This window comes from Parachryseolinea silvisoli (genome assembly GCF_021190955.1).
Lineage (GTDB): Bacteria > Bacteroidota > Bacteroidia > Cytophagales > Cyclobacteriaceae > Ohtaekwangia > Ohtaekwangia silvisoli.
In genome coordinates this window covers 1,012,254-1,026,272 of sequence record NZ_JAIOAO010000003.1, presented here as the reverse complement: position 1 = coordinate 1,026,272, position 14,019 = coordinate 1,012,254, and the positions used below count along the sequence as shown (strand labels likewise).

Genomic DNA, 14,019 nt, shown 5'->3' with positions numbered 1-14,019 from the left:
TATACGGGAACAAGCAATCCCCCCGCATTATGAATAAAGATATTCAGGCCTATAACGACGGCCAAACGCCGGAAGAACAGGAAGTCTGCAACGTATTGGCAGAGGAGATCTCCCGCCACCTGCCCGAGGCCGAGAACAAGATCTGGCATGCCCACCCCGTTTGGTTCCTGGACGGTAACCCCATCGTTGGCTATAGTAAATTGAAGGGTGGCATACGACTGTTGTTCTGGAGCGGCCAGTCGTTTGACGAAGACGCGCTGCAAATAGAAGGCACCTTCAAAGCCGCCGAAATGCGTTATACCGCCGTAGACCAGGTCAAAAAACGGGACCTCGCCCGCTGGCTCAAGAAAGCCCGTGAAATACAATGGGACTACAAAAACCTGGTCAAACGAAAAGGCAAGTTGGAGCGATTAAAGTAAACGGAAGATTTAAAAGTAAATGAACAGTCAGAGAAATAAGGAGCTGATCCCACTCGCGCTTATCGTAGTAGCGCTGATTTATACAGGGATTGTTATCATGACAACCGACACCATGCTAACACTGCGGTTTAAGATCGCGTATGGATTAACAGCAATCGCGCTTGTAATGTATTTTTTAGATAGAACCATTTCCGCCATCGTCCTGGGACTTACACTCGTCCTGGGATTGCTCAATGTAATCGCTTTTACGCCAATGGTATATACCGTCGGAGCCGGACTTAAGTTTGTAGCATACAATACTGAAGTTGCGCTTAAAATACAACTATTCTCGTTGTTCGTCTTACTTACATTCATCTATGCCTACGGGCGAACATTTAAAGCCTGGATCAACAAAGACGGTCTATAAACTGGATTCCCTAATGAAAGCCATTCTTGTTCCGCTTGTATTCATGGTCGGCTGGTCAGGGGCAACCGCGCAAGAGAAAGATCTTTCCTACTACCGTAGTCAAGCCCAGGAAGCCAGGAAAGCCGGAGACAATCCGCGGTTTTATGAGATGATCGTCCAGGCAAGTACACTCCACCCCTATCACCAGGGTATACAATATGAACGCGGCATAGCCTGCGCGTTGACAAACAGACCCGAAGAAGCGATTAGTTTTCTCAAGCGCGCGATCCTCACAAACGCCGCCTTTGATCTTCAGATTGAAGCGTTAGCAGGACTACAGCCCCGGGACGATTTCAAAAAACTACTGGCGCTGCAAAAGTCATTAAGCATTCCCATAATACAATCCGACACCGCCTTCGTCCTCCCCGATCGCCGGCTTCATCTTGAATCTATTGTTGTTGGCAAACGCGGCCTGTACGGTGCCGCCGTCCACCAGCGCAAGATCGTACACCTGCGCAACGGCGTGTTGACCGATTTAACATCGGAAGCACAGGATGGGTTGACTGCCGTGCTCGGCGTCAGACTAGACGAAAAGCGAAATATACTCTGGGCCTGTTCTTCGCCATTGCCTGAAATGAAGAACTTCGACAGTACCCAAACCTCAGCGCTGTTCAAGTACGATCTTTCTACAGGGAAGCTTCTTGGTAAATACCAGATGGCCGAAAAGACCAACGCTGTCTTTGGCGATTTGCTGATCTCCGCTACGGGAGCTGTATTCATTTCAGACAGTCGTAACAATACTATTTTTACATTGGAAGAGACCACACAGAAACTTGTTCCGTGGTTTACCTCGTCTGAGCTTTGGAGCCTGCAAGGCATTACTTTCTCTACCGATGAGCGCTACGTATTCATCGCCGACTACATCAAGGGAATCTTCCGGCTCGACGTAAAAACAAAAGAGCTGATTCTCCTCGAAAACACACAAGATGTCTCACTAAAATCCATCGACGGACTGCTGTGGTATAGGAACAGCCTGATCGCCATCCAAAACGGAACAAACCCGATGCGGGCCACCCGATATTATCTCAATACAGCGCTTACAGCAATAACCAGCTTTACGATCATTGACCGCGGACATCCGGCCTTCAATGAACCTACCAATGGCTGCATCACGAACGATACATTCTTTTACATCGCCAACAGCCAGTGGTCTGGGTACGACGAGCGGCACAACCTAAAAGAGGAAAACCAGTTACAGAAACCCGTTATCTTAAAGATGGCCTTGTCAAACAAATGACAGCCATCAAGTGGGAATAGCTGGCGCAAGAGTAGTCCCGACTTGTCGGGGCGTCTCTTGTGACTACAACTGCAGCCAGTCTTAGACTGGCGAGGAATCCAGTGGGCTCAAAGCGGCTCAACGTCAATTCCCTTCTTCTTCATCTCCGCCTGTATTTGCTCCAGGCGGGGATCATAGAACAATATGATGTTCTTCAGGTTAGGGAACTGGTCGACATCTTCGAAAGACTGGATGTTAAAGTCATCCGTAGAGCCGCTCCAAAACGGAATGATGTTCATGTAGATATCATTACCGCCGTCCTGCGTGAGCTCATCCACTTCCGACGCCAGCCGTTCGTCTATTTGTAGCTGCTCAAAGTACTGCAGCGCCTCGGGTATGATGTCATACCCTTCCGAGTCCACGTCGATGGTGCGTGCTTTGTACCGCTTGGCGAACTCAAAGATGTCGAAAGCGGGTTGGATCAACTCTTTTTCGTACATCAACACCTGGATCACCGCCAGCTTGAAATTGAGATCTTTGAACTGCAGGGGCTTGCCGTCGATGGCCTTAAACGCATAGCGATCGGGCTCGGGAATGACCTCGGGCACGTACCTGGAAATCTCGACAGTAAGGATCTCGTCCTGATCGTTCAGGTCGAGGAATACCGTCGTGTCGCCGGCAATCCATTGGGCATGTGTATCCGTGGGTTTCTTTTTGATCAGCGTATAGGCCGGCAGCGGTACGCCCGCGAGCGTAATAGCGCCCTGAAAAATGGAAGTAGGGAGAAATTTGTAAGTCTTTTCTTTCTTGATCTCAAAGGCGATTCCGTCCACCACAGTTTCGTCCTTGGAATAGGCATAAACGCCCAGTGCGTGCCAGGTGTAAATCGTATTAAACTTGGCTTTGTTGGCGACGGCGTCGGGACCGAAAATACCTTTTACCGTATCGAGCGGCAGCGGAAAGGTGACGACGTGTTGACCGATGATGATCTGATCCGATTGAATAGAAACCGTATGCATGGCGTTGGGGTAAAACTAAAAAGGCCGCATCATGATAGAAATTGGCCGCAACGCCCGAATATAAGCAACGATTATTTTTCTACAGCATCGTGCTCAACAAAATCCATAACATAATCAATCACTTTCGCTGACCGCAGGTTATGTCCGTAGCCTTTCGTGATAATTAGCTGTGAATTACTCCACGCGCTATTGATCCGCCTGGAATGTTCAACCGAGGCCTCACCATCCTCTTCGTCATGGATCAATAGTCCCCTACTATTCAACTTTGTCGCAAACTTGGGTGCAGAAAAATATGCCGGCGCCTGTTTTACCCGTGTTTCAAAATAATCAACAATCAGCCTGACTGCCCTCGGCGAAAGTTTAAGCTCGCCGGCATAGAACGAGACAAAATCCTGTGCCTCGCCCGGCGGTGCCAGGACGACCAATCGTTCCGGGGCCAGTTCCGGCAACCGGTAAAATGTATAAATGGCTGTGAATCCCCCGATGGAGTGCGACAAAACTGTATCCAAACTTCCTATTTGTCCGATGAACTTCTCGACCACCTCACTATACAACGGCATCGTCATAAACTTACCGCTGCTCAAACCGTGCCCGGGTGCATCCAGGGAATAGACTGTATATTTTTCTTTATCCAACGCATCGACATAACTCTTCCACCGAAACGTATGGCTTTGCCAACCATGCAATAACAGGATCTTCCGGTTTCCACTCCCCCACTTATAGGCCTGAATAGTTTCCCCCGCATGCGTAAAGGCGAACCGTTCGCCGGAACGAAGAAACTCCATGTGCTTGTCCGTCATCTTACCCCGAAACGGCCTGCAAAACAGCTCAAACCCGACACGTGCCGCCTGGCGGGGCGCCACCCAGGCCAGGAAATTAATCCATTGTCCGATCGTTCTGGTAATTAGTTTTTTCATGGCAGTTGCAATTTATCATTGACGTTCGTAGATACCAATCGGTATCTATCAGAACAAAAAAAATCAAAGTGTAATGGTCTTTAATTGATCATTCAAATGGTTGATCATCTTCCGAATGTCATTGTTGTTTCCTTCCAGCTTGCTCATCATGATCCCCCCTTCCAGCACAGCGATAATCAGGGTTGAAAAAAACACCACATCCGTATCGGGTTTCAACTGTTTGTGGTCAATTCCGTTTTGAAGAATCGTCATCAAGGACTTCTTCAAAACAGTCAATGTCTTCACAGCCTCCTTCCGCAACGCCGGATGCGCATCGTCCACCTCAATCGCCGCATTCAACAACGGACACCCGCCCTTCAGCGGCGGATTGGAGATATACGATTCAAAGAACTTAAAAATACCGCGAAGCTTGTCCACCGCATTGCTTTCATTGACAATGATCACACGCAGCTTCCCGAAGAGAATGTTGGATAAAAACGCCAGTGTCTCCTTCTCCAAATCGTCCTTGCTTCCGAAGTGCCGGTAGATCGCGCCCTTTGTAAAGCCCGTAGCATCCGTGATCTGACTGATCGACGTCGCCTTATACCCCTGCGTATTAAACAATACACCCGATTTCTTCAAAATAGTCTCTTTCGTAGCCTCCGGATCCCGCATATCGCGAAGATACCAATTGGTATCTAACTTTCAAAATACTAACCCCCAATTTGCTACGCATCAGAAAGAATACCTCATGGCCATAAAAAAAGCGAGCGAAGGTCGTCGCGGCTGCGCTGGAACTAAAATCCGAGCCTTATTCCCTATCGTACGTTCCGGTTGTTAAACCGCTCTGTAAACGTCTGATAAGTGCCTGTCCTATCTACAAAGCTCTTCACCATTTTGTAAAATTTTTGTTTCTTTTGTATTACCTCCCAAAGCGAATATGCGCTCAAGCCGTACTGAAGTGACTTTTTAAAAGCAACAAGGGCAAAGAGTCCCAATACAATAACGCTAAATTCCGAAAGCGATGCTAAGAGAAAATTTACATTTGCCCATGCGACTACCAGCGGCACTGACCAAAGCAATAACTGTCGAGTATAGTTTGCATGAAAAAACTTCCAATCTGGTTTAACCACGGATTTGACATAGTCCGGTGTGGATTTTATCTCCTGGTACTCTCCTTCGGATATCCTAAACGGAGGAATAAAGCTGTGCTTCGTAAATTCGGGAGGGCTATGAATCATGGTGCATCGAAATCCTGGCAAAAGTATAAATAAAAACTCACCTAAAACACAAACACAATCCATCGACTGGAGATTACCCTGATGCGTTCGGAAACTTTTTGGTGGTTTGAGAACATCTTAGCAGGAAAACAACATTCTATTCCTACATTCGTAAGAGGGGCCATCTATCAATGCTTCCTCCGATGAAGAATAGATAGATGGACTTCTATTTTTTCCAGAACTCGCAAACCATACCTATGAAATATTTCATTTTCTGTTCCTTACTAATCGCGACATCTTGTGCGCCGATTAATTTTTATCAACACACCTCATGAAAAAATCCCTGGCTTTCATTTTATCCGCACTTTGTATCTTAATCGGATGCGAGTCTTCCAAAAACCAACGCCCTCTTCAAACCACTGGACTACAGTATGATACTTCCCAAATTGCAATTCTCCCGTGGATCGACCGGTCCTATCCGTTTCGAGGGAGTGGCTTCAAACAGGCGGAGCTCACACAGCGGGATTTAGAAGTTATAGACAGTTTATTCCTCGCTAGTGTCAAGATCTACAATCAAGATCAAGCCCCGACCAATGTATATAGTGGGATTGATTTAATTAAACGGAACTATAGGCGACAACTGGTAGCTGTTGAAAATAAAAAGGGCGAAAAGGTCGTGTGGGTAAATTGTTTTTGCGCCCCCATGGGCGAATGGAAAACCAGGATTGTTTTTGTTCATGACGGGGGCACCTGTTTTTTTAATTTCCAGATCAATCCAACGAAAAAGACGTTCAGTGACTTCGTCGTGAACGGAGACGCCTAATAAATTTATCCAGTTTACAAACGGGAAATCACCAGTTGAATGGAAAATCTGCTTCTCCATAGCCAATGACAAAGTCCGCTCCCGTATCGGATGCATCCACACCCATATACCACATCCTCGCCTTTCCGTTTTCGATCAGCACGGCTGGTGCGATCGATGCTGTAGACTCCCAACTATACTCCTTCTTTAAGACCGGTTGGGGAAAGACTTCATACGGACCAAAGATGTCTTTGCTTCGGGCAACACCAATTGTTTCATCTCCTGAAATGAACAGGTAATACATGTTGTCCGGGCCTTTAACAATCGCCGGCTCTTTAATCACTTTTGCCCAGGACAAATCAAAATCAACGCCTGCGATAACAGGCTCTTGTCTCTTTTGCCAGTTTATCCCATCCGTCGAGGTGGCGCCAAGGATTCCAATAAAAGCGGGACTACAATTTTCAATACAATACCCTACATAAAGCATGTAGTATGTATCTCCTTCTTTGATTACCGTAGGAGAAAAAAGTGCGTTCGCATCTCTTTGATTGGCGCTGCCAAGTGATAGTATCGGGGTTGCTGCGTTCCGCACAAAGTTTATTTTGTCTGTGCTTCTTGCCAAACCTATTTGCCCTTTTGCCACGATGGTTCCACCGACATCAGCCTCAACCGCATAACCGCAGTAGTACATGGATAGACCATCACCATCCTGTATAACGCTTATTGCCTCAAGATGATTATCCCATTGGCCGGGATTCGCGTCAAGCGCAATACTCTCTCCGGAATTATTCTTAGCAGGTATCCAATGAATGCCATCTACAGATTTCGCCCCGGCAATAACAAGCTTTTCGTTTGTGTCAAGAATGTAGCTGGAATAGTAGAGGCGAAGCGTATCACCATCCCTGATAACCGATGGATCCGCAGCAGTCCACTGCCCTTGCCAGACAGGCGTTTCGCGCTTTACAAATTGGATGGTGCCCGCCAAATCATCGTTTTCAGCGTCCTCCTTACATGAAACAGCCAAAAAGCATAACAAAATAATCAGGGAGTTCTTCATACATGCCATGGGGTATCCGAATTTAATGGTATGACTACTGAAATCAAATCTACCCCTATCCTGGCAAAGACAAAATAATATAGGAGGATGGATCAAGGGCAATCCGGCGGAACTCCAGCCCACAGTAGGGTGCCCCTGACGTTACACCACGCTAATCAGGCTCTGACCGCTCCGGGGCTTCAACACCCCAAAGGGCCGGGCTCGATCTTCCGGAAAACCACTCTCCCTCAGAAGCGCTTCAAATTCACCAACCCCGTCTGCCGCCACGGCTACCAGCAACCCCCCGCTCGTCTGCGGGTCCGCTAATACATACCGTTGCGTATCCGACAGTGACCCCACCTTCTGCCCATAGCTATTCCAATTCCGCGTTGTACCACCCGGAAAACATTTCTGTTCCAGATAATGCGGCAGCGACGCAATGACCGGCACCTTGTCGTATTCAATCTCCGCTGACAAACCACTCCCCTCGCACATCTCCGCCAGGTGACCCAGCAGCCCGAAGCCTGTCACATCCGTCATGGCCTTTACATAATCGAGTTTACCCAACTGCTCGCCAAGCCTGTTGAGCGTCGTCATGCTTTGCAACGCTATGGCCGCATCCTCGCGAAGCAATAATCCACGCTTCTGCGCAGTGGAGAGTATACCAACCCCGAGCGCCTTGGTCAGATACAACCGACATCCCGCTGTGGCCGTTGAGTTTTTTTTCACCTGGTTGGTATTCACCAGGCCGTTTACGGCCAGCCCAAAGACAGGTTCGGGGCAATCGATACTATGTCCACCGGCCAGCGTTATACCCGCTTCGGCGCAAATGGCCCGTGAACCTTCCAGCACGCGCTGCGCTACTTCCGGCGGCAACTTGTCGATGGGCCAGCCCAGGATGGCAATGGCCAATATGGGCTTGCCACCCATGGCATACACGTCGCTGATCGCGTTGGCCGAGGCGATTCTGCCAAAGTCGTACGGGTCGTCGACGATGGGCATAAAGAAGTCGGTCGTAGAGATCAATGCGGTACCGTTGCCGAGGTCCAGCACAGCGGCATCGTCGCGCGTATCGTTGCCTACCAGCAAACGCGGGTCGGCCGCCGTGGTGATATTGCTGTGTAAGATCCTGTCGAGTATCGCGGGACTGATCTTGCAACCACAGCCTGCACCGTGGGAATATTGTGTGAGCTTAAATTTCTGTATGTCCATCGTTTCGGTCAAATCATTTGTTTACCGGAGGCACGGCCTCAAAGGCTTGTCGCACCACCCGGGCATTGTCGTGATGGTTGGCCTGATCTTTCAGCACCACGGTCAGAATCCGATCGGCCGTGCGCTGCGCCAGGCTGGTGCGATAGGTCTTGTCATAGTACGTTAGTACTTCCCGGATGAAGTCTTCCATCCGGCCTTCCTGTATTGCCGTGATCGCATTCCTGGCGTGGTCGTGGCCCAGCCGTTTGCGGATGCGTTCGGTGCCGGCGATCAAAAAATCCCGATCCAACGCCCCATACTCCCGCACCAGTGCCTCGATACGCTGCGTGGCGTTCATCTGTATATCCACCAGGAAGGCCCCCGTCAGTTGGTTCCAGACCGGCCTGGGAATCATACATTTTCCAATTGTCGAGCTTTCATCCTCGACCCATGTATACCGTTGCCGGTCGAGCCTGCGCAGCTGCCGGGCAAGGTTATTCTCAAACTGCTCTTGTGTAGGCTGCACCAGTTTATTGAGGCTGCCGTAGGATGAGCCCTGGTGTTGCGCGAGCGCTTCTAAATCAATCACCTGCTCCCCCAACGTTTGGAGCTCGTGCAGGATGCGGGTCTTTCCAGAGCCCGTCATACCGCCCAATACAACCAGTGCATACGTTACCTCGAATTGGTCAAGCACCCACCGCCTGTATTGCTTATATCCACCCTGTAGCAGATAAACTTCAAAACCATATAGATCCAGTGCCCAGGCCATGGCTCCGCTTCGCATACCACCGCGCCAGCAATGCACGGCGATCTTCTTTTGCGGCGCTGCCGCCAGTGCCTGCCGGATAAACCCCGACCATTTTGGTCCGGTCAGATCGAACCCCAGTAAGATCGCTGCCTCCTTTCCCACCTGCTTATAGGTGGTGCCAACCGTTATCCGTTCTTCATTACTAAACAGCGGCAGATTAAAGGCGCCCGGTACATGGCCTTGCGCAAACTCCGCGGGAGTGCGTACATCCGCCAGCGGGACCGACGCTTGTAGACACATAAAATCGTTGATGGTTATCGGGTGGATCACTGGTCGGCTTGCGTAGAGAACAAAGAAAAGAAAAATGTGGAGATTTTAACACACGGAACTCACGTCAGAATATTTTCGCAGATCCAGAGGGTAAATGTTTTTTCGGTTGTCCTAGGCTTGTACATGATAACCGAGAAAGCCATGGACGCACGACAACCACTGTTCTCCTGGAAGTACTTCGCATTAAACGGTCTGATCGCGACAGCACTGCTGGCGTTTATCGTGACCGCATGCGACGAAGACGGTCTGGCCCACATCGAAAATACCGTGGCCCTGCAACCAGTCCTGTCGGACTACCACATCTTCGAGGGAAATCCGGCGGCACTCCAGCCCACAGCAGGTTTTCACTTATATGAGTTATCGACAGAGCTCTTCTCCGACTACTCCGAAAAACAGCGCCTCGTGAAGGTTCCGTCCGGACAGGTCCTCGGGCCGCAACAAGATGGCTTGCCGAACTTTCCCGACGGAACCATCCTGGTAAAGACATTTTACTATTATCGTGACAAACGCGACACGTCTAAAGGGCGACAACTGATTGAGACGCGCCTGGAGATTAAATCCGGAGAAACCTGGAACGTGGGCACCTACCTCTGGAACGACGCGCAGACCGACGCCCGGCTGGTGACTTCGGGGCTTAACAAAACCGTGAACTGGATAGACGAGCGCGGCACAGGAAAAGTCATTTCCTATCGCGTACCCTCCAACCACGAGTGTGCCACTTGCCATTCATCCGACGACGCCATTATACCGATCGGCCCCAAGCTCCGAAATCTGAATAAGGATGTATCACGTGATGGTGCTAACATAAACCAACTCTCCTACTTCCAGCAGCAAGGTATCCTGGACACGGTAGATCCTACACAAATCATGGCACTACCCCCATGGCAGAATACAACGTATAGCCTGGAAGAACGGGCCCGCGCTTACCTGGATGTGAATTGCGCGCATTGCCATCGCAGCGGTGGCTTTGAAGACGGCGACCGGCTGCAGCTGGAGTATACCGCTTCCTTGTCGAATACAGGTATATCCGGAAAGCGTGACGAGATCATTGACCAGTTGTCGGAAGGACGTATGCCCCTGATTGGCACCTCCGTGGTGCACGAAGAAGCGCTTGAGCTCATCCGGTCCTATATCAAAAGCCTGTAGCATGAAATATTTCATTGTACTGATCATACTGACTTTTCCGATAGCAGCCATCGCACAGGACACTACAAAGGTCCGCCGGTTTACGGGATTGGTGCTTACCTTCTCACCACAATACAGCTATCGCTCGCTGCAGTACGATGCCGACGGTCGATGGTTGGAATCCCTGCGCGACAATGAAGTGCCCGGCACTGGTTTTAAGGCACGCGCGCAAGTGCGCTATCATATCAACAATCGTATCGACTTACTGGGCGGCGTGGAGTATGCCAACCACAGCATCAAAACGCGTTATGAAGATCTTACCTGGTCAGGAGATGCGGCAGGTCTGCCCGAAAAGAGCCGCACCATCTATCGCTATAAATTCCTGGCGATTCCCCTGCATATAAATTATACCCTCAAGACCCATGATAACCTGCGCGTATACGCAGTGGGTGGCGTCACCACGAGCGTATTCCTTTCGCGCAAGACAAAGGTCGACCTGGGTGGTGATCACCACGCCTCAGCCAAGACCGTAGGCTTCGCCAAATTTACCTGGTCGGCTACCCTGGGCGCCGGGTTGGAATATGCCCTGGGCAGGAAATTCTCCGTCCGGGCAGAGCCTTTTTTTGAACATTACTTTAAATCGATCTCAACAGACGATCACACAAAAGAATATCTGTTCGCGGTTGGGCTATCGACCGGTGTCGTTTGGGCGTTTAAGGGATGACCACTACGCTGACTATTATCCTGAATCATTATCTTAGCAACTCCCTGACAGAAGTACAGCAAAAAGCAGCAGCACCAGAAATGAAGGAATTAATTGATGCTATCGTTTTAAAACATCGCGCCAGCGAAATTGAGGTTAATCCACCGGCAACGCCCGACCAGATCGCAATTTTTGAAAGACAAATAGGCTTTTCACTGCCGGCAGACTTTAAAACGTTCTACACCGTATGCAACGGCTTTCAATGTAACGAAGAGTTGTTTTTTTTTATTTTATACCCCTTTCCGGAATCGTACAAGATCAAAAGCACTTTGGGCCTAATTGGTTTTACTTTGCCGAGTACCTGGTTTATGCAGACATGTGGGGCATGCGGCTTGCGGGAGATGGTCGATACGAGATATTTAATGACGCTTACCCGGGACTTATACTAACATCGTCACTACACGAATACCTTAGCCGGTTTCTTCAAGGTAACGTATTAGATGCCGGCGGGCTGGATGACTGGCTCGACGAAATTCGTGCGAAACTAAACAACATCAATTAGGCGCTCCTCGGGCTTCTCGTCGTGATGATACCGGAACGACGCAGTCCGGGTCGAGAAAATAAAGCCGGCTTCATCCACCTCCATGCAATACACCGTGGTGGGCGATACGTTCAGATAAGCGATCAGCAGCGAGAGGTCGGATGCCGGTATTTCCTGGGCACCCTCTGTCGAAAAGGTGTGGTAGATTTTACTACAGATCGTTTTTATGGCATGGAGATTCATAACACACGGTTTTACCGTGAGCGAAGAAAAAAACCGTACCTGCCAGGCCTGGGGTTAGAGCCCCAGACTCGTTACCGTAGCGGAACGACCTTGCCCGTGTTCATCTTTTTGCTTTCCTGAATCACGGCCTGATTCACCTCCTGTATCCGTTTCACCTCCATTTTCTCGAACGCGCGGTCATAGGTCAATAAACCATTCACCTCATGCTCCACATCGGTGGTTTGGGTATAGATGGCAACGCTGAGCCCTTTGTACTTCATTAATTGCTCGACCTGATTCATCAGGAGTATATACCGGTCCGTAAGTGCAGCCTTTGTTGGCTCATAATCGTAGGCGTTATTCTCCACCGGCCACATATGCCCCCGGACGTACAATCCCAGGCCGCCGAACTCGCCCAAAGAGGCTGCCCGTTTCGCATCGGGCACGGACGCATCGTTCGGACCGATGTAAATATGTGTATCGACAAAGTCCCCATTCCCGGGATCACCATAGGCCTGCTGATATCCGGGATTATTATTGAAACCGGAGTTACCGTTTACCAGTCGTGACGGATCATAGCGTTTTGTCCAGTCCGTGATCTCCCGCACGTCAAACGCTCCCCAGTTTTCGTTGAAGGGTACCCAGGCAACAATGCTCGGGGAATTGTAATGATCGTCGATGATATTTTTGAATTCTCTTCGAAAGTTTGCGCGTACCCGGGCCGTATCTTCGTGCTGATACCAGATGGCCGGCATATCCTGCCATACCAATAATCCCAGCTTGTCCGCCCAATAGTAAAACCGCTGGGGCTCGGTCTTCATGTGCTTTCGGATCAGATTATACCCTGCCCGTTTGGTAAACTCCACATCGTATTTTAATGCTGCATCCGTGGGTGCCGTCAGAATACCATCCGGCCAGTAGCCCTGGTCCAGGAGCCCGACCTGCATGACAAATTCATTGTTTAGCAGCGGCCGGATGACACCGTTCACCTCGCCCAACCGGATGTCGCGCATTCCAAAATAGCTGGTGACCTCATCCGTAATCTTGCCTGTCTCATCCTGTAAGGAGAGTGTCAGGTCATATAAAAATGGATCGTCGGGTGACCACAGCCTGGGATTCTTGATAGGAATGTAAAAGGCCACTCCGGTCTCGCCTGCCGCGGTGGCAATTGCCTTTTTGCCTATGCGTGCCACCGCGGATACTTTTGCAGTGCCCGCGTTTACCTGTACTTTCAGGCGGCTGTTTGCCAGCTCGGGGGTTACCCGGATGTTGCTGATATAGTTTTTGTTGACCGGCTCCAGCCAAACGGTTTGCCAGATGCCCGATGTAAACGTATAATCACCCCGTGGTCCGTTCTTCCCGCTGGGTGTGCGTCCATCGTTCGGATCATGCGCTGCCACGACCAGGGTGTTTGCCCCTGCTTTTAAGAATGGCGTAATGTTGATGCTAAACGCATCGTACCCCCCGGCGTGCGTTCCAACCCTTTGCCCGTTTACAAACACCGTCGCGTGGTGGTCGACGGCATCGAAGTGCAGGATGACCAGCTTGCCACTCCACGACGACGGAATTTCAACGCTCCTGCGATACCACATATTGATCTCCTGCTTCCGTTCGATTCCGGAAAGTATCGACTCCGGACAGTACGGCACCAATATCTGCTCGACTTTGCCGCCGAAAGCAATCGGCTGCTGGGGATCCTGCGCGCTTGCTACGTGGGGGCCACCGGCATAGTCCCATGGGCCATTCAAACACATCCAATCGTTTCGGCGCAGCTGCGGGCGGGGATATTCCGGAAAGGGAACCTCTGCTTTCATGGCCGTTTTGGTCCACTGGGTTGGCAATTTTGCCACCTGGGCGTTGGAGATTTCCAGGGCAACGATACCCAGCAGCAAACAGCAGAAAAGAGTCCTTATTTTTCTCATGAGGGGCTTGGTTGAAGCGTTTGGCAATAAGTAACACAACGATACACTCTCCCCAAACGAGGCGCCTTAAAATTAATTTCTTTCGGCAGTAAAACCTGGTGGCTGGCTTCCGCCGGTAGCGGTTTGAGGTCGCTCCGGGGGATACAGATTTACTATTTGTGACACCTGTTGGAAACGAACGTAA

The 14,019-nt window shown here is 50.0% G+C and carries 15 protein-coding genes; 7 read left to right on the top strand and 8 right to left on the bottom strand.

Annotated features, from left to right (window positions below; translation table 11 throughout):
• The first annotated feature begins 29 nt into the window (after nucleotides 1-29).
• Genes K7P01_RS21305 through K7P01_RS21295 form a run of 3 tightly spaced genes read left to right on the top strand, consistent with a single transcriptional unit; the run spans nucleotide 30 to nucleotide 2,101 of the window.
• The gene (locus tag K7P01_RS21305; protein WP_267296606.1) at nucleotides 30-419 is read left to right on the top strand and encodes a DUF1801 domain-containing protein; all 390 of its coding nucleotides are present in this window, start codon (nucleotides 30-32) and stop codon (nucleotides 417-419) included.
• 19 nt (nucleotides 420-438) lie between these two features.
• Entirely contained in the window at nucleotides 439-825 is a 387-nt protein-coding gene (locus K7P01_RS21300; RefSeq protein ID WP_267296605.1) for a hypothetical protein, read from the top strand.
• 13 nt (nucleotides 826-838) lie between these two features.
• Entirely contained in the window at nucleotides 839-2,101 is a 1,263-nt protein-coding gene (locus tag K7P01_RS21295) for a hypothetical protein (RefSeq protein ID WP_267296604.1), read from the top strand.
• Nucleotides 2,102-2,208: 107 nt separating this feature from the next.
• Here K7P01_RS21295 and K7P01_RS21290 read toward each other — a convergent pair whose 3' ends face one another.
• From K7P01_RS21290 to K7P01_RS21280, 3 genes are all read right to left on the bottom strand, one after another.
• Complete coding sequence (locus K7P01_RS21290; RefSeq protein ID WP_267296603.1) at nucleotides 2,209-3,099, bottom strand: DUF6892 domain-containing protein; 891 nt, start codon at nucleotides 3,097-3,099, stop codon at nucleotides 2,209-2,211.
• A gap of 71 nt (nucleotides 3,100-3,170) precedes the next feature.
• Complete coding sequence (locus K7P01_RS21285; protein ID WP_267296602.1) at nucleotides 3,171-4,016, bottom strand: alpha/beta fold hydrolase; 846 nt, start codon at nucleotides 4,014-4,016, stop codon at nucleotides 3,171-3,173.
• Between the two features lie 63 nt (nucleotides 4,017-4,079).
• Nucleotides 4,080-4,670: a TetR/AcrR family transcriptional regulator gene (locus K7P01_RS21280; RefSeq protein WP_267296601.1), complete on the bottom strand. Its 591-nt coding sequence runs from the start codon at nucleotides 4,668-4,670 to the stop codon at nucleotides 4,080-4,082.
• An 876-nt stretch (nucleotides 4,671-5,546) separates the two neighbouring features.
• Here K7P01_RS21280 and K7P01_RS21275 point away from each other — a divergent pair.
• Nucleotides 5,547-6,038 carry a hypothetical protein gene (locus K7P01_RS21275; RefSeq protein WP_267296600.1) on the top strand — a complete coding sequence of 164 codons (492 nt, stop codon included), beginning with the start codon at nucleotides 5,547-5,549 and terminating at the stop codon, nucleotides 6,036-6,038.
• A gap of 28 nt (nucleotides 6,039-6,066) precedes the next feature.
• Here K7P01_RS21275 and K7P01_RS21270 read toward each other — a convergent pair whose 3' ends face one another.
• From K7P01_RS21270 to mnmH, 3 genes are all read right to left on the bottom strand, one after another.
• On the bottom strand, nucleotides 6,067-7,074 hold the full coding sequence (locus K7P01_RS21270) for a glycoside hydrolase family protein (protein ID WP_267296599.1): 1,008 nt from the start codon (nucleotides 7,072-7,074) through the stop codon (nucleotides 6,067-6,069).
• Nucleotides 7,075-7,215: 141 nt separating this feature from the next.
• Nucleotides 7,216-8,265: a selenide, water dikinase SelD gene (selD, locus tag K7P01_RS21265; RefSeq protein WP_267296598.1), complete on the bottom strand. Its 1,050-nt coding sequence runs from the start codon at nucleotides 8,263-8,265 to the stop codon at nucleotides 7,216-7,218.
• A gap of 13 nt (nucleotides 8,266-8,278) precedes the next feature.
• Nucleotides 8,279-9,292 (bottom strand): tRNA 2-selenouridine(34) synthase MnmH, encoded by a 1,014-nt coding sequence (gene mnmH, locus K7P01_RS21260; protein ID WP_267296597.1) that lies wholly within the window; start codon nucleotides 9,290-9,292, stop codon nucleotides 8,279-8,281.
• Between the two features lie 171 nt (nucleotides 9,293-9,463).
• Here mnmH and K7P01_RS21255 point away from each other — a divergent pair, with 171 nt between their 5' ends.
• From K7P01_RS21255 to K7P01_RS21245, 3 genes are read left to right on the top strand one after another with little or no spacing between them, the layout of a single operon-like run.
• On the top strand, nucleotides 9,464-10,468 hold the full coding sequence (locus K7P01_RS21255) for a hypothetical protein (RefSeq protein ID WP_267296596.1): 1,005 nt from the start codon (nucleotides 9,464-9,466) through the stop codon (nucleotides 10,466-10,468).
• Nucleotide 10,469: 1 nt separating this feature from the next.
• A complete protein-coding gene (locus K7P01_RS21250; RefSeq protein ID WP_267296595.1) occupies nucleotides 10,470-11,171 on the top strand; it encodes a PorT family protein in 702 nt (233 codons plus the stop codon).
• Nucleotides 11,168-11,599: an SMI1/KNR4 family protein gene (locus K7P01_RS21245; RefSeq protein ID WP_267296594.1), complete on the top strand. Its 432-nt coding sequence runs from the start codon at nucleotides 11,168-11,170 to the stop codon at nucleotides 11,597-11,599. Before K7P01_RS21250 ends, K7P01_RS21245 begins: the two co-directional genes overlap by 4 nt.
• Before the next feature lie 95 nt (nucleotides 11,600-11,694).
• Here K7P01_RS21245 and K7P01_RS21240 read toward each other — a convergent pair whose 3' ends face one another.
• Together K7P01_RS21240 and K7P01_RS21235 are read right to left on the bottom strand one after the other, a co-directional pair.
• Nucleotides 11,695-11,934, bottom strand: a complete 240-nt coding sequence (locus K7P01_RS21240) for a hypothetical protein (protein WP_267296593.1) — start codon at nucleotides 11,932-11,934, stop codon at nucleotides 11,695-11,697.
• 71 nt (nucleotides 11,935-12,005) lie between these two features.
• The gene (locus K7P01_RS21235; protein ID WP_267296592.1) at nucleotides 12,006-13,835 is read right to left on the bottom strand and encodes a glycoside hydrolase family 2 protein; all 1,830 of its coding nucleotides are present in this window, start codon (nucleotides 13,833-13,835) and stop codon (nucleotides 12,006-12,008) included.
• Nucleotides 13,836-14,019: the final 184 nt, after the last annotated feature.

Coding starts and splice junctions, on each gene's coding strand:
- K7P01_RS21305 (WP_267296606.1), top strand. CDS start 30: ATGAATAAAGATATTCAGGCCTATAACGACGGCCAAACGCCGGAAGAA.
- K7P01_RS21300 (WP_267296605.1), top strand. CDS start 439: ATGAACAGTCAGAGAAATAAGGAGCTGATCCCACTCGCGCTTATCGTA.
- K7P01_RS21295 (WP_267296604.1), top strand. CDS start 839: ATGAAAGCCATTCTTGTTCCGCTTGTATTCATGGTCGGCTGGTCAGGG.
- K7P01_RS21290 (WP_267296603.1), bottom strand. CDS start 3,099: ATGCATACGGTTTCTATTCAATCGGATCAGATCATCATCGGTCAACAC.
- K7P01_RS21285 (WP_267296602.1), bottom strand. CDS start 4,016: ATGAAAAAACTAATTACCAGAACGATCGGACAATGGATTAATTTCCTG.
- K7P01_RS21280 (WP_267296601.1), bottom strand. CDS start 4,670: ATGCGGGATCCGGAGGCTACGAAAGAGACTATTTTGAAGAAATCGGGT.
- K7P01_RS21275 (WP_267296600.1), top strand. CDS start 5,547: ATGAAAAAATCCCTGGCTTTCATTTTATCCGCACTTTGTATCTTAATC.
- K7P01_RS21270 (WP_267296599.1), bottom strand. CDS start 7,074: ATGAAGAACTCCCTGATTATTTTGTTATGCTTTTTGGCTGTTTCATGT.
- selD (WP_267296598.1), bottom strand. CDS start 8,265: ATGGACATACAGAAATTTAAGCTCACACAATATTCCCACGGTGCAGGC.
- mnmH (WP_267296597.1), bottom strand. CDS start 9,292: ATGTGTCTACAAGCGTCGGTCCCGCTGGCGGATGTACGCACTCCCGCG.
- K7P01_RS21255 (WP_267296596.1), top strand. CDS start 9,464: ATGGACGCACGACAACCACTGTTCTCCTGGAAGTACTTCGCATTAAAC.
- K7P01_RS21250 (WP_267296595.1), top strand. CDS start 10,470: ATGAAATATTTCATTGTACTGATCATACTGACTTTTCCGATAGCAGCC.
- K7P01_RS21245 (WP_267296594.1), top strand. CDS start 11,168: ATGACCACTACGCTGACTATTATCCTGAATCATTATCTTAGCAACTCC.
- K7P01_RS21240 (WP_267296593.1), bottom strand. CDS start 11,934: ATGAATCTCCATGCCATAAAAACGATCTGTAGTAAAATCTACCACACC.
- K7P01_RS21235 (WP_267296592.1), bottom strand. CDS start 13,835: ATGAGAAAAATAAGGACTCTTTTCTGCTGTTTGCTGCTGGGTATCGTT.